The organism is Streptomyces sp. NPDC058864, assembly GCF_042742985.1.
In the GTDB taxonomy this organism is placed as follows: Bacteria; Actinomycetota; Actinomycetes; order Streptomycetales; family Streptomycetaceae; genus Actinacidiphila.
The window spans coordinates 94,931-108,674 of the sequence record NZ_JBHYMQ010000002.1; the positions used below are offsets into that span (position 1 = coordinate 94,931).

A 13,744-nucleotide genomic window follows, 5' to 3' on the forward strand; every position below is an offset into this window, starting at 1 on the left:
CCAGCAGCCCCGGAGCGGCCGCGGGGCGGTTTTCACGAAGTAACCACGAAGGAGGTCCGCCTCAGTGGTGCAGGAGTACGAGGTCGTCCCGGTGCACGACCTCGCGCTCGTAGGCGGGGCCCAGCTCCCGTGCCAGTTCGCGGGTGGAGCGTCCGAGCAGCCGCGGCAGTTCCCTGGCGTCGAAGTTCACCAGGCCGCGCGCGACGGCGTGGCCGGAGGTGTCGCGCAGCTCGACCGGGTCGCCGGCGGTGAAGTGGCCCTCGACCGCCGCGATGCCGGCCGGCAGCAGTGAGGTACGGCGCTTGACGACCGCCTGCACGGCGCCGTCGTCCAGGATGAGCGCGCCGAGCGGGGTGGAGGCGTGGGCCAGCCACAGCAGCCGGTCGGCGGAACGCTTGCCCGTGGCGTGGAAGAGCGTGCCCGTATGCCGTCCGGTCAGGGCGTCCGCGGCCTGCGAGGCGGAGGTGAGCACGACCGGGATGCCGGCTCCCGCGGCGATCCGGGCGGCCTCGACCTTGGTGACCATGCCCCCGGTGCCGACGCCGGCCTTGCCCGCACTGCCGATGGAGACGCCCTCGAGGTCCTGCGGCCCGTGCACCTCCTCGATGCGCGAGGTGCCCGGGAGGGCGGGGTCGCCGTCGTAGAGGCCGTCGACGTCCGAGAGCAGGACGAGCAGGTCGGCGCGGACCAGGTGGGCGACCAGGGCGGCGAGGCGGTCGTTGTCGCCGAAGCGGATCTCGTCGGTGGCCACCGTGTCGTTCTCGTTGACGATCGGCATGGCGCCCATGGCGAGCAGCTTGTCGAGCGTGCGGTAGGCGTTGCGGTAGTGCGCCCGGCGGCTCATGTCGTCGGAGGTGAGCAGCACCTGGCCGACCCGTACGCCGTACCGGGCGAAGGAGGCCGTGTAGCGGGCGACGAGCAGCCCCTGGCCGACGCTGGCGGCGGCCTGCTGCCGGGCCAGGTCCCGCGGCCGCCGGGCGAGCCCGAGCGGCGCCAGGCCCGCGGCGATGGCACCGGAGGAGACCAGGACGACCTCCTTGGCGGCCGCGCCCTCCTGCGCCGTGCCCTCCTGGGTCCCGCGCGCCTTGGCCAGCACGTCCACGAGGGCGTCCACCCGGTCGGCGTCCAGGCCGCCGGACGCCGTCGTCAGCGAACTCGACCCGACCTTGACCACGACCCGCCGGGCCTCCGCCACGTCCTGCCTCGCGCTCGCCACGTCCGTCCCTTTCCTCTCCCGGCTTCGCAATCTACGGCAGAGCGGCGGCCCGGTGCCGCCGGCTTCCACCCAGCGGACGGGCCGGAAGGACCGGCGGCCCGGGACCAAGGACCCGCCGGCCCTCGTGGGAGGCCACGTAGCATGGGATTTTGCGTTCGAAGCCGTCAGACCGCACATAGGCCGCCCAAGGGGAGGATTCGCCTGTGGCATCTCACGCGGGAGAACCGCCGCACAGCTTCCGCTTACGGGTCACCAGGCCTGCCCCGCAAGGTATTTGGACGCCCGTTCGAGCCAAGTGCCGCCAAGGATTCGGATGGTAGGTTGCCCGCTGTGAAACGCACCTTTGGGACCAGGCCGGAGACATTCCACTTCGCGTTGCTGCTGCTGCAGGCCTGCGCGTTGACCGCCCAGATCGTGGGGGTGGCGCTCCCCGGTGCGGCGCTGCTTGTCGGTGCCGCGGCGCTCGGCTTCGCGGCCGATCTCGTCATGCACGCCGGCAGGACCGCCCCGCCCAGAATTCTCGGCCAGCTGCACGCGGAAGCGGTCACCCGGCAGGCGGTGCGCGACCTGCTGCTGGTGGCCGGGCTGCTGCGCCTGGCGGACGGTCCGTCGACCGGGTTCCTGCTGGTCTGCCTCGGCGGGCTGCTGTTCGTGCACGGTGCGCACGTCGTCCTGCAGGCCGGCGGCATCCTGGTGCAGCGCGGCCGCAAGCTGCCGGTCGTGACCCGGAACATCGACACCTCCGGTCTCCGGCTGCCCTCCGCGCCCCCGGCCGTGATCACCCGCCGACCGGGGCTGCGACTGCTCCTGGCCGAACTCCCCGCCGTCGCGGGGCTGTCGGTCACCGCGGCGGGCGGCCGCACCGGATGGGCCCTCGGCGGCGTCGTCCTGGCCGCCGCCCTGTCGCTCGCCGCCCTGGCGGTGCTCGCGCGCGCCTTCCTGCCGGGGCGGCGCGCCCCGCGGCAGGAGGAGGTCATGGAGTGGTTCGAGGCGTGGCTGCGCGACTACCGGCCGACCGTCGGCATGTACTTCTCCGGCGGCAGCAGCTCCGCCTACCAGGCGAACATGTGGCTGCCGGCGCTGGAGAAGCTCGAGGGGCGACCCGTGATCGTGCTGCGCGAGCGCGGGATGGTGCCGCGCATCGGCCCCACCGAGCTGCCCATCGTGTGCCTGCCGAAGGTCGCCGACCTCATGCGGCTCGGCGACTCAAGCCTCAAGGTGCTGCTCCACCCGGCCAACGCGCCGAAAACCTCCCAGGTGCTGCGCATCCCGTCGATCATGCACGCCTTCGTCAACCACGGTGAGAGCGACAAGCTCTCCAGCTGCAACCCGTACGCGAAGGCCTACGACGAGGTCTGGGTGGCGGGCCCCGCCGCCCGCGAGCGCTACGCCCTCGCCGCCGTCGGCGTGGCGGACGAGGACGTCGTGGAGGTCGGCCGTCCCCAGCTGGCCGGCGTCGAGCGCGGTTCCGGTCCGGTGCCCGCCGGGACCCCGGTCACGGTGCTGTACGCGCCCACCTGGGAAGGGTGGACCGACGACCCGGGCAACACCTCGATCGTCCTGGCGGGCGAGACGATCGTCCGCCGGCTGCTCGCCGACCCCGGGGTACGGCTGCTCTACCGCCCGCACCCGCTGACCGGCTCCGTCGACCCGCGGGCCGGTGCGGCCAACCGCCGCATCATCGAACTCGTCGAGGAGGCCCGCGGGGCGGCGCCGCGGCCCGCCACGACGCCCGGGCAGCGCGACGGGCTGGAGCGCACCGAGCGCGAGCTGGACCGGCTCACCGCCGCCTGGTCGCTGTCGTCCGCGGACGACCTGGAGCGCATGGGCGACAAGGGCGCGTCCGGGGACGTCACCGTCGCCGAGGCGATGCGCCGCGCGACCGAGGAGTGGGAGGCCGTGTACTGGACGGCGCTGCCCGCGACCGAGCACCAGGTGCTCACCGGGGAGAGGCCCGGCCTCTACTCCTGCTTCAACCACTCCGACGTGCTCATCACCGACGTGTCCAGCGTCATCTCGGAGTTCATGGTGAGCGGCAAGCCCTACGCGGTCACCAACACCACGGACCTGGCCGAGGGGACCTTCCGCGAGACCTTCCCCACCGTCCGCGCAGGGACGGTGCTGACCCCGACCGCGAAGGGGCTCGACGAACTGCTGGGCGTCGCTCGCGGCACCCACGACGACACCCTGGCGACGGCCCGCGAGGAACTGCGGGTGCACCTGCTGGGCCCTGCCGTGCCGACCTCCGCGGAACGCTTCCAGGAGGCCGTGCACGCCCTCGCGGCCCGCGTGGACGAGCGACGCGCCAAGGCGGCGGGCGCCGCCCCCCAGGCCGTCCCGCGGCAGCGCGCCGAAGCCGTCTGACAGGGGCGCGCCGAACGACGGAGGAGGCCTCCGGAGGAACGAACCCGTCCCTCCGGAGGCCTCCTTTCTGTGCGCGCCCCCGGAAGCGTGCGACCCGGCTCGAGGCGGACCGGGCGGTGACCCCCATTCGGCAACTTTGTGTTCACTCGTCCGTAACACGTGCAACCATCGTGCTTTGCCGGGTGTCGTACCTGTAGTGGCGCGGGAGCCGTCCGTGACGGACCCGCCGCCCCCCGTCCCCGGCCGGACCGGAAGCCGGTTCGGTGTCCCCTTCTCGCCACGGAAGGTTCCTGGTCCATGGAAATACCGCCGCTCGCGGAAGTACGGCGCCTCACCGAGAAGAAGCGGGACGCCTGGTGGACCGTGTTCCTGGTCGATCCGGTGGCGACCCCGCTGGTGCGCTGGACGGCCGGGCGGACCCGCCTCACCCCGAACCAGATCACCTGGGGCGCCCTGTTCCTCGGCCTCGGCGCGGCGGCCTGCTTCGCGATGGCCGACTGGAAGTGGCTGGTCGTCGGCGCCGTGCTGTACCACTTCAGCTTCGTCCTCGACTGCATGGACGGGAAGCTGGCGCGGCTCACCGGCCAGGGCTCCGAGTTCGGTGCCTGGCTCGACTACATCTTCGACCGCGTCCGCGTGGTCTGCTGCGCCGCGGCGCTGATGGGCGGGCAGTTCTACCGCACCGACGACCCCGTCTACATGTGGCTCGCCCTCGCGGTGATCTTCCTGGACGCGCTGCGGTACCTCGACGCGCTGCAGATATTCAAGGTCCGCACCGGGATGCGCAGGAAGATCCAGAAACGGCTGCAGCAGGTCGAGGCGGCCAGGCCGACGGCGTTCCTGGAGGACCTGCTGCGCGAGCGGGCCGACGAGGACGAGACGCAGGCCGACGCGGACGCCGAGGCCGCGGCCAAGGTGCTCGACGCCGTCGAGCCCGGCCCGCGGGCCGTCCCCGCGCAGTGGACCGGCCCCGGCGCCGCCACGGCGGACACGACGGCCGCCGCCGAGCGCACGGCCGGCACGGAGGGCGCACCGTCGTCCGAGGAGGGCGGCCCGCGGCGCGTCATCGACCTCCAGCAGACCTTCAAGGAGCGCTTCGGGCCCTACGAGAAGTTCCGCGACTACCTGATCAAGCACCGTGTGCGGCCCCACCTGATCAGCGGCATCGAGTTCCAGATGGGGGTCTTCATCGTCGCGCCGCTCACCGGTGCCATCGTCGGCGTCACGATCGGCGCGGGCGTGTTGCTACTGGCCTTCGAACTCGCCATCATCTACAAGCTGTTGCTCTCCACCCGCGACTTCGAGGGCGTCATGGCGCAGCTCGGGGCGGAGGTCCGCGAGCAGGAGCGGGCCGAAGGCACCGAGGACGAGGGAGCGACCCCGTTCCGGTCGTCCGTGAGCTGAACCGGACGGCACGCCACCGAGGGCCGGGCCCCGCTGATCGCGGGGGCCCGGCCCTCGTCACGTGCGGCCGTCGCTCAGGACTCGAAGGGGTCGAAGCCCTCGAACTGCTGCTGGGCGTCGTCCCGCTCGGCGTCGCGGTCCTTGCGGCGCTGGGCGGCGGGACGGGGCGTGTCGAAGCGGTGGTCCTCACCACGGCGTCCGAGCATCTCGGCGCCGGCCGCCACCGTCGGCTCCCAGTCGAAGACCACGGAGTCGTCCTCGTCACCGATGACGACCTCGTCGCCCTCGCGGGCGCCGGCCTTGACCAGTTCCTCCTCGACGCCGAGGCGGGCGAGCCGGTCGGCGAGGTAGCCGACGGCCTCGTCGTTGGCGAAGTCGGTCTGGCGCACCCAGCGTTCGGGCTTCTCGCCGCGGACGCGGTAGTAGCCGTCCTCGGCGGTGACGGTGAAGCCGGAGTCGTCCACGGCCTTGGGCCGGATGACGATGCGGGTCGCCTCCTGGACCGGCTGGGCGGCCCGCGCCTCGGCGACGATGCCGGCGAGGGCGTAGGACAGCTCGTTGAGGCCCTTGTGGGCCACCGCGGACACCTCGAAGACCCGGTAGCCGCGAGCCTCCAGGTCGGGGCGGACCATGTCGGCGAGGTCCTGGCCGTCGGGGATGTCGACCTTGTTGAGGACGACGACGCGCGGCCGGTCGTCGAGACCGCCGTACGCCCGCAGTTCCGCCTCGATGACGTCGAGGTCGCTCAGCGGGTCGCGCTCGGACTCCAGGGTGGCGGTGTCCAGGACGTGCACCAGGACGCTGCAGCGCTCGACGTGCCGCAGGAACTCCAGGCCGAGGCCCCGTCCCTCGCTGGCGCCCGGGATGAGCCCGGGAACGTCGGCGACGGTGAAGACCGTCGAACCGGCCGTGACCACGCCGAGGTTGGGGACGAGGGTGGTGAAGGGGTAGTCCGCGATCTTCGGCTTGGCGGCCGAGAGCACGGAGATCAGCGAGGACTTGCCCGCGCTCGGGTAGCCGACCAGTGCCACGTCCGCGACCGTTTTCAGCTCCAGGACGAGGTCCCGGCTCTGGCCCGGCTCGCCCAGCAGCGCGAAGCCCGGCGCCTTGCGACGCGCGGAGGCCAGCGCCGCGTTGCCGAGGCCGCCGCGGCCACCCTGGCCGGCGATGAAGGTGGTGCCGTGGCCGACGAGGTCGGCGAGCACATTGCCGCGCTTGTCCATGACGACGGTGCCGTCCGGGACGAGCAGGACCAGGTCCGTGCCCTCCTTGCCGGAACGGTTGCCGCCCTCGCCGGGCTTGCCGTTGGTGGCCTTGCGGTGCGGGTGGTGGTGGTAGTCGATGAGCGTGGTGACCGACTGGTCCACGACCAGCGTCACGTCACCGCCACGGCCGCCGTTGCCGCCGTCCGGGCCGCCCAGCGGCTTGAACTTCTCCCGGTGCACGGAGGCGCAGCCATGGCCCCCGTTACCCGCGGCGACGTGCAGCTCGACGCGGTCCACGAAGGTGGTCATGCGGATGTTCCTCCTGATGCGTACGGGAATGTCTGTGGGTTAACGCGCCGAGGGCGGACCTGCTTCCCGGTCCGGGAAACAGGGTCCGCCCTCGGTGAAGTCGTATCGCCGCCGTTCGCTCAGGCGACGGGAACGATGTTCACGACCTTGCGACCACGGCTGCTGCCGAACTCGACCGCACCGGCGGCGAGGGCGAACAGCGTGTCGTCCTTGCCACGGCCGACGCCCGCGCCGGGGTGGAAGTGGGTGCCGCGCTGGCGGACGATGATCTCACCGGCGTTCACGACCTGGCCGCCGAAGCGCTTGACGCCGAGCCGCTGGGCATTGGAGTCGCGACCGTTCCGGGTGGACGATGCGCCCTTCTTGTGTGCCATCTCTGTTCAGTCCCTTACTTCGCAGCGGCGGGGATGCCGGTGATCTTCAGCGCCGTGTACTGCTGGCGGTGACCCTGGCGACGGCGGTAGCCGGTCTTGTTCTTGTACCGCAGGATGTCGATCTTCTGGCCCTTGTGGTGGTCCACGATCTCGGCCTGGACCTTGATCCCGGCCAGCACCCACGGGTCGCTGGTGACGGCGTCGCCGTCGACGACGAGCAGCGTCGAGAGCTCGACCGCGTCGCCAACCTTGCCAGTGGAAATCTTGTCAACCTCGACGATGTCGCCGACGGCCACCTTGTGCTGGCGGCCACCGCTGCGCACGATTGCGTACACGCAGAACTCACTCTCTCGCTCGGATCGTCACTCCTGACGCCAGCCGTCCCTGCGGTGCGTGGGGGGCCTCTGCCGGCCGTGGCCGGTAGGAAGGTGCTCAGGAGTGGGCGTCAAACGTCAAAACGCCGAAGGTCAAGGTTACGGGGCACCCCCGACCGGGTCAAACCGGCTCGTGCCGGCCCCGGACGCGCCGCGGGCCGTCCCCCGGTGGGGAACGGCCCGCGGACGGTGACCCTGGGTCAGGACGCCTCGGTGGGCGCCTCGGCCGTGGCCTTGGCGGCGGCCTTCTTCGCCGTCGTCTTCTTCGCCGCGGTCTTCTTGGCCACGGTCTTCTTGGCGGCCGTCTTCTTCGCGGCGGCCTTCTTCGCCGGTGCCTTCTTCGCGGCCGTCTTGCGCGCGGCCCGCTTCTTCGGCTCCGCCTCGGCGGTCTCCGTCTCCGCCTCGGCCGCCGCGGTCCGCTCCGGCTGAGCCTCGGTGCCGGGGACGACCACGACCGCGGCGTCCTCGCCGGAGGACGGCGCGCCCGCGGGAGCGGACGCCCGGCGCGTGGCCCGGCGGCGGACCGGTGCGGCCGGCTCCTGGACCTCCGCCACGGGCTCCGGCTCGGGCGCCGGGGACGGGACGACCGTCTCCGCCGCGGGAACCACCACGGTGGCGGCCTCACCGGCGGGGGCGCTCGGCGCGGTGGCCTTGCGGGTCGCCCGGCGCCGGCCGCGAACCGGTGCGACGGGCTCCTCCGCCACCTCGGCGGTGCCCACCGCAGCAGGCGCCTCGACGGCGGTGGCCGTCGCGGCCTCAGCCGCCTGGGGCTCGGTGACCGGGGCCACCGAGGGGACGACGGTGACGATCTCGGCCGTGGCGTCCGGCGAGCTCACCGGAGCGGTGACCCGGCGCGAGGCACGCCGCCGGGAACGCCGGCCGGCCGCCGCCTCGGCCTCCGCCGGGCTGCTGAACCACTCCTCGTCCCCGCCGACGGCGGGCACCAGCTCGGCCTCGGCGACCGCGACCGGCTCCAGCTCGGGAACCTCCTCCACGGCCTCCTCGGCCTCGATGAGGACGGCGGTCTCCGCGACCGCCGGCTCCTCCGCCGCGCCGCCGCGACGGCGCTTGCGCTTGCCGCCGCCACCGGCCGCCGTGGCCTGGTCCATGTGGACGATGACACCGCGGCCGTTGCAGTGCACGCAGGTCTCGGAGAAGGACTCCAGCAGGCCCTGGCCGACCCGCTTGCGGGTCATCTGCACCAGGCCCAGCGAGGTGACCTCCGCCACCTGGTGCTTGGTCCGGTCCCGGCCCAGGCACTCCAGCAGCCGGCGCATCACCAGGTCGCGGTTGGACTCCAGCACCATGTCGATGAAGTCGATCACGATGATGCCGCCCAGGTCGCGCAGCCGCAGCTGGCGCACGATCTCCTCGGCCGCCTCCAGGTTGTTCCTGGTGACCGTCTCCTCCAGGTTGCCGCCCTGGCCGGTGAACTTGCCGGTGTTGACGTCGACGACGACCATCGCCTCGGTCCGGTCGATCACCAGCGAACCGCCGCTCGGCAGCCAGACCTTGCGGTCCAGCGCCTTCAGCAGCTGCTCGTCGATCCGGTAGGTGGCGAAGACGTCGACCTCGGAGGTCCAGCGGCTCAGCCGCTCGGCCAGGTCCGGCGCGACGTGCGAGACGTAGCCGTGGATGGTCTCCCAGGCGGTGTCGCCGCTGACGATGACCTTTGTGAAGTCCTCGTTGAAGATGTCGCGGACGACCCGGACGGTCATGTCCGGCTCCCCGTAGAGCAGCGACGGGGCGTTGCCGCTCTTGGCCTTCTTCTGGATGTCCTCCCACTGCGACTGCAGCCGCTCGACGTCGCGGCGCAGCTCGTCCTCGCTCGCGCCCTCGGCGGCGGTGCGCACGATCACGCCCGCGTCCTCAGGGACGATCTTCTTGAGGATCTGCTTCAGCCGGGCGCGCTCGGTGTCGGGCAGCTTGCGGCTGATGCCGGTCATCGAGCCCTCGGGCACGTAGACTAGGTAGCGGCCGGGCAGCGAGACCTGGCTGGTCAGGCGGGCACCCTTGTGACCGATCGGGTCCTTGGTGACCTGGACCAGCACCGACTGGCCGGACTTGAGGGCCGCCTCGATGCGCCGCGGGCCGTTGCCCATGCCCAGCGCCTCGAAGTTGACCTCACCGGCGTACAGCACGGCGTTGCGGCCCTTGCCGATGTCGACGAACGCGGCCTCCATCGACGGCAGCACGTTCTGGACCTTGCCCAGGTAGACGTTGCCGACGTACGAGGTGGCCTGCTCCTTGTTGACGTAGTGCTCGACGAGGACGCCGTCCTCCATCACGCCGATCTGCGTCCGGTCGCCGTTCTCACGGACGACCATGACGCGCTCGACCGCCTCACGGCGGGCCAGGAACTCGGCCTCCGTGATGATCGGCACACGGCGACGGCCCTGCTCGCGACCCTCGCGGCGCCGCTGCTTCTTGGCCTCCAGGCGGGTGGAGCCCTTGATGGACTGCACCTCGTCGACCGGCTCGGACGGCTTGCGCGGCTCACGGATCTTGACGACCGTGCGCTCCGGGGCGTCCTCGCCCAGGCTCTCCTCGGCCGGACCCTCGCCGCCACGGCGGCGGCGACGGCGACGGCGACGGCTGGTGCTGCTGCTCTCGGCGTCCTGGTCCTCGTCCTCCTCGGACTCGTCCGCGCCGCCCTCGCCCTCGGCGTACTCGTCCTCGCCGGAGGTCTCCTCGCCGTCGGCGGCATCGCCACGACGGCGACGACGGCCACCGCGACGGCGCCGGCGGGAGGTCCGCTCGCCGCCCTCGCCCTCGTGCTCGTCGGCCTCGTGCTCCTCGCCCTCGGCCTCCGCCTCGTCCTCGTGGGCGGCCTCCGGCTCCTCGTCGGCGTGCTCGGTGACAGCCGTCTGCACGGCCTCCACCGCCTCCGCGGGCTCACCACGGCGACGGCGACGACGACGGCGTCCGCCGGCCAGCTCCTCGGCCTCGGCCTCGGGCTCGGGCTCGCCCTGCTCCTCCTGCTCCACGGCGGGCCCGGCCGGCACGGCCTGCGCCGGGGCGGGGGCCTGGAACACGGGTGCCTGGAACACCGCCACGGGCGGGCGCACCACCCGACGGCGGCCGCGTGCGGGGGCGGCCTCGGGCTCCGGCTCGGGCTCGGGCTCGGGCTCGGGCTGCTGCGCCTCGGGCTCGGCGCCCTGCGCCTCCTGGACCTGGATGACGATCGTGTCCGCGGGGACGCCGAACGCCTCCGCGACGGCCGCGACCGCGGCGACACGGGCCTCGTCGACGGTGTCCCCGTAGCCGCGGATCTCGTAGGCGTCCTCGACCTCGACGGCCCAGCCGGAGCCGTCCGGGACGGCCTTGGCGGTGTAGGTGCGCGGCTGCGGGGCGGCGGCCTCCGTACGGGCCTCGGCCTCAGCCTCCTCACGCGGCGCGAGCGCGCCCGGCTTCAGACGGCGCGAGCCGTCGTCGGCGGCGAGGAAGGACGCGGCCGGGGCGGTACGCCGGCGCGAACGGGTGGCCCTGGACTTCTCGGCCTGGGGCTTCTCGGCCTTCCCGCGCTTCGGCTTCTCCGCGGGCTCCTCCTGAAGGACCTTGGCGGGCGCGTCGGCGGCGGCCGCGGCCGTCTCCTCGGCGGCAGGGGCCGCCTCGGGGCTGGTCACCTTGCGGGTGGCACGCCGCCGGGTACGGGCCGGAGCCGCCGGCTGCTCGGCCTGCTCCGCCCCGGCGGCGGCCTCGGCGTGCAGGGGCAGGTCGGCCTGGAGTTCCTTGGCCTGCGTGTCGGCGGCGGCCGCAGGGCCGGCCGTCTCCCCGGCGGCGGCCGGCTCGGGGCTGGTCACCTTACGGGTGGCACGCCGCCGGGTACGGGCCGGAGCCGCCGGCTGCTCGGCCTGCTCCGCCCCGGACGTCTCGGGCGTCTCGGTGACCGAAGTCTCGGTGGCAGGGGTCTCGGTGGCAGGCGTCTCCGCGGCGGGGGCCTCGGGGGCTGCCGCCGGGGCGGCGGCCTTCCTCGTCGCGCGGCGGCGGGCCGGGGCGGGGGCCGCCTCGGCCGTCTCCTCGGCGGCAGCGGCCGCCTGCGGCTCCGGGGCGGCGGCCTTGCGGGTCGCCCGGCGGCGGGTGCGCGCAGGCGCGGCCCCGGCCTCCGGCTCGGCGGAGGGGGCTTCGGCCGGTATGGCCGGCGACCCGTCGGCCGCAGCCGACGCCCCGGAGGTCACGTCCTGGGCGGCCTCACCGGCCGCGGGCGGTCCCGCGGGGCGGCTCGCCGCGCGGCGACGGCGGCGCGGAGCGGCCGTCGCCTCGGTGTCGGTGCCGCCGGAGGCGGCTTCGGTGGCGCCGTTCTCGGGCGCCTCGTTCGGCTCGTTGTGCTCGAGCATGCGGGCATTTCTCCCGTCACGCTCCCGGGCGCCGCGTCCTGGTCCGGTTCGCGGCGGTCCGCGTCCTCGCGGATCCGCCGCCCGGGGGCGCGGGCGCCACACGGGAGCTGTCGTGTAGCTCGTCGGCACCGCCCTGGCGGGCCGACGAAAGTCTCGTCTGATGCGTGCTGCCGGACCCGGGTTTCCCCAGATGCGTCGGCCGCACAACGACAACGGTCCTAGGCGGAACCCTCCGGCACCGTCGCGGCATCGCGGTCGGGCGCGAGCGGATCGGTCACCGTGCCGGTCTCCTCGTCGAGCGGCCCCTGCGCCAGCCTGGTCACCGCAGCGGGGACCGGCGGCGCGAGGTCGGCCACCGCACGGAGGCCGGACAGGACGTCGTCGGGTCGTACGGCAGGTGTCACATGCCGAACAACCAGCCGCAGTATCGCACAAGCTCCTGGTGTCGGCCTATCGGCACCCTGTTCGAACATGCCGTCCTGGGCCCCGGCCACCTGCGGATCAACCGCTTCGAGCCGGATGACGGCCTCGCGCGCGTCGAAAGTCCGCACGCCGTTCTTCGTCATGCGCTGGACCTCGATGGTCCCGGCGGCGAGGAACGCGGCCACGGCCCGCTCGGCCACCGCCTGCTCCACACCGTCCAGCCGCAGCTGCCACACGGACGCCCCCAGCCGCTCGGCGAGCCCCGAGGTACGGGCCTCGACGGCATCGACCACGTCGAGTCCGGCCGGCAGCGACTCGTCCAGCAGCAGGCGCAGCTTCTCCGGCTCACGGGCCTCCGCGAGCGCGATCTCCAGGTACTCGGCCTCGCTCGCCACGCCGGTGGGTGCGGCGTTTGCGTACGACACCTTGGGGTGCGGGGTGAAGCCCGCCGAGTACGCCATGGGCACCTCGGCGCGGCGCAGAGCCCGCTCGAATGCGCGCTGGAAGTCGCGGTGGCTGGTGAACCGGAGGCGGCCGCGCTTGGTGTAGCGCAGTCGGATGCGCTGCACCGCGGGTGCGGGCGGCGGGCCTTCGGGCTGTCGCTTGCCCAGTGTCGTTCAGTCCCTCGTGCGTCTGGTCACCCCGGACGGGGTTGTTTGTCATCTTCCAGGTTACTGGGGGTTCCGGCCTTCCGGTGCCCCACGGCGCCCATCGCGCTCCACCGGTCGCGGCGCGCCGGTCAGGGCGGTACGCAGATCGGCCCGCACCCCGCGCACGGTCTCCCGCACCGCGGCCAGCGCGTCACGCACCGACCGGCGCGTCTCGGCCACGGCCCGCCGCACCGGCCGCCACACGGGCAGCACCACAGTGCGCCACGCCCAGCCCACCGGCACCACCAGGACCACGGTGACCAGCCACTTCAGCGCTCGCCCCACGGCGCGCGACACATACCCCGCCACGCGCCAGGCCACCAGCAGGGCGTCCCGGATCTCCCGGGCGACCGGCACGAGAACCCGGCGCCACAGGAGGAGCAGCGGGGCCACGACCGCCCACCGGGCCAGCCACGCCGCCCCGGCGGCCACCGGCACCAGGAGATGGCGGTACAGCGCGACCGCCGGAACCACGACGAGCACCCGCACCGCCCACCGGGCCAGCCAGGCCGCCCCGGCGGCCACCGGCACCAGGACATGGCGGTACAGCGCCGCCAAGGGCACCACCACCAGCGTCCGGAGCACCCACACCACCCCCGCGCCGGACGCCCGGCCCAGCGGGAGCAGCACGTACCGCCACAGCGCTGCCACCGGCAGGACGACCAGCACGGAGACCGCCCACCCCACGGCGGCCCCCACGGCCCGCCCGGCGGGCGCCAGTACGTACCGCCACAGCGCCACCGCCGGGACCACGACCAGGTACCGGACCAGCCCGCCCACCGCCCACCCGACGGCCCGTCCCACCGGCGCCAGTACGTACCGCCACAGCGCCACCGCCGGGGCGACCAAGAGCACCCGGACCAGCCACTTCCCGAACCGCCCCAGGGCCCGGCCCGCCACCGTCAGGGCGTCCCACGCGATACGCAGCGGAAGCACCACCGCCAGCGCGACGATCCGCGCCGGCATCCTGATCGCCACCGTCAGGCAGCCGTCCCCGTTCCCGCCGTACCCGCCGGCGTCCCCCCGTTCACGCATGCCCGAACCGTACGCCCGGAAGCGCGCCTTCCCCCCTCCCGGAGACGGAACCC

9 protein-coding genes are annotated in these 13,744 nt (G+C 73.7%); 2 read left to right on the top strand and 7 right to left on the bottom strand.

Going from position 1 to position 13,744, the window contains the following annotated elements:
* Positions 1-61: 61 nt before the first annotated feature.
* Entirely contained in the window at positions 62-1,195 is a 1,134-nt protein-coding gene (gene proB / locus ACFW3D_RS02105; RefSeq protein ID WP_500500709.1) for a glutamate 5-kinase, read from the bottom strand.
* Positions 1,196-1,546: 351 nt separating this feature from the next.
* On the opposite strand from proB, the gene ACFW3D_RS02110 reads away from it, so the two are divergent.
* Positions 1,547-3,580 carry a hypothetical protein gene (locus ACFW3D_RS02110; RefSeq protein ID WP_500500328.1) on the top strand — a complete coding sequence of 678 codons (2,034 nt, stop codon included), beginning with the start codon at positions 1,547-1,549 and terminating at the stop codon, positions 3,578-3,580.
* Positions 3,581-3,877: 297 nt separating this feature from the next.
* The gene (locus ACFW3D_RS02115) at positions 3,878-4,984 is read left to right on the top strand and encodes a CDP-alcohol phosphatidyltransferase family protein (protein WP_500500330.1); all 1,107 of its coding nucleotides are present in this window, start codon (positions 3,878-3,880) and stop codon (positions 4,982-4,984) included.
* Positions 4,985-5,058: 74 nt separating this feature from the next.
* On the opposite strand, the gene obgE is transcribed toward ACFW3D_RS02115, so the two are convergent.
* From obgE to ACFW3D_RS02145, 6 genes are all read right to left on the bottom strand, one after another.
* Positions 5,059-6,498, bottom strand: coding sequence for a GTPase ObgE (gene obgE, locus ACFW3D_RS02120; RefSeq protein ID WP_500500331.1), 1,440 nt, complete (start codon positions 6,496-6,498; stop codon positions 5,059-5,061).
* Between the two features lie 119 nt (positions 6,499-6,617).
* Entirely contained in the window at positions 6,618-6,872 is a 255-nt protein-coding gene (gene rpmA / locus ACFW3D_RS02125; RefSeq protein WP_499598926.1) for a 50S ribosomal protein L27, read from the bottom strand.
* 14 nt (positions 6,873-6,886) lie between these two features.
* Positions 6,887-7,207, bottom strand: coding sequence for a 50S ribosomal protein L21 (gene rplU / locus ACFW3D_RS02130; RefSeq protein WP_018556584.1), 321 nt, complete (start codon positions 7,205-7,207; stop codon positions 6,887-6,889).
* Between the two features lie 239 nt (positions 7,208-7,446).
* Positions 7,447-11,583 (bottom strand): Rne/Rng family ribonuclease, encoded by a 4,137-nt coding sequence (locus tag ACFW3D_RS02135; RefSeq protein WP_500500333.1) that lies wholly within the window; start codon positions 11,581-11,583, stop codon positions 7,447-7,449.
* Between the two features lie 218 nt (positions 11,584-11,801).
* A complete protein-coding gene (locus ACFW3D_RS02140) occupies positions 11,802-12,575 on the bottom strand; it encodes a TIGR03936 family radical SAM-associated protein (RefSeq protein ID WP_500500335.1) in 774 nt (257 codons plus the stop codon).
* Positions 12,576-12,677: 102 nt separating this feature from the next.
* Positions 12,678-13,691, bottom strand: a complete 1,014-nt coding sequence (locus ACFW3D_RS02145; protein ID WP_500500336.1) for a hypothetical protein — start codon at positions 13,689-13,691, stop codon at positions 12,678-12,680.
* Positions 13,692-13,744 lie beyond the last annotated feature (53 nt).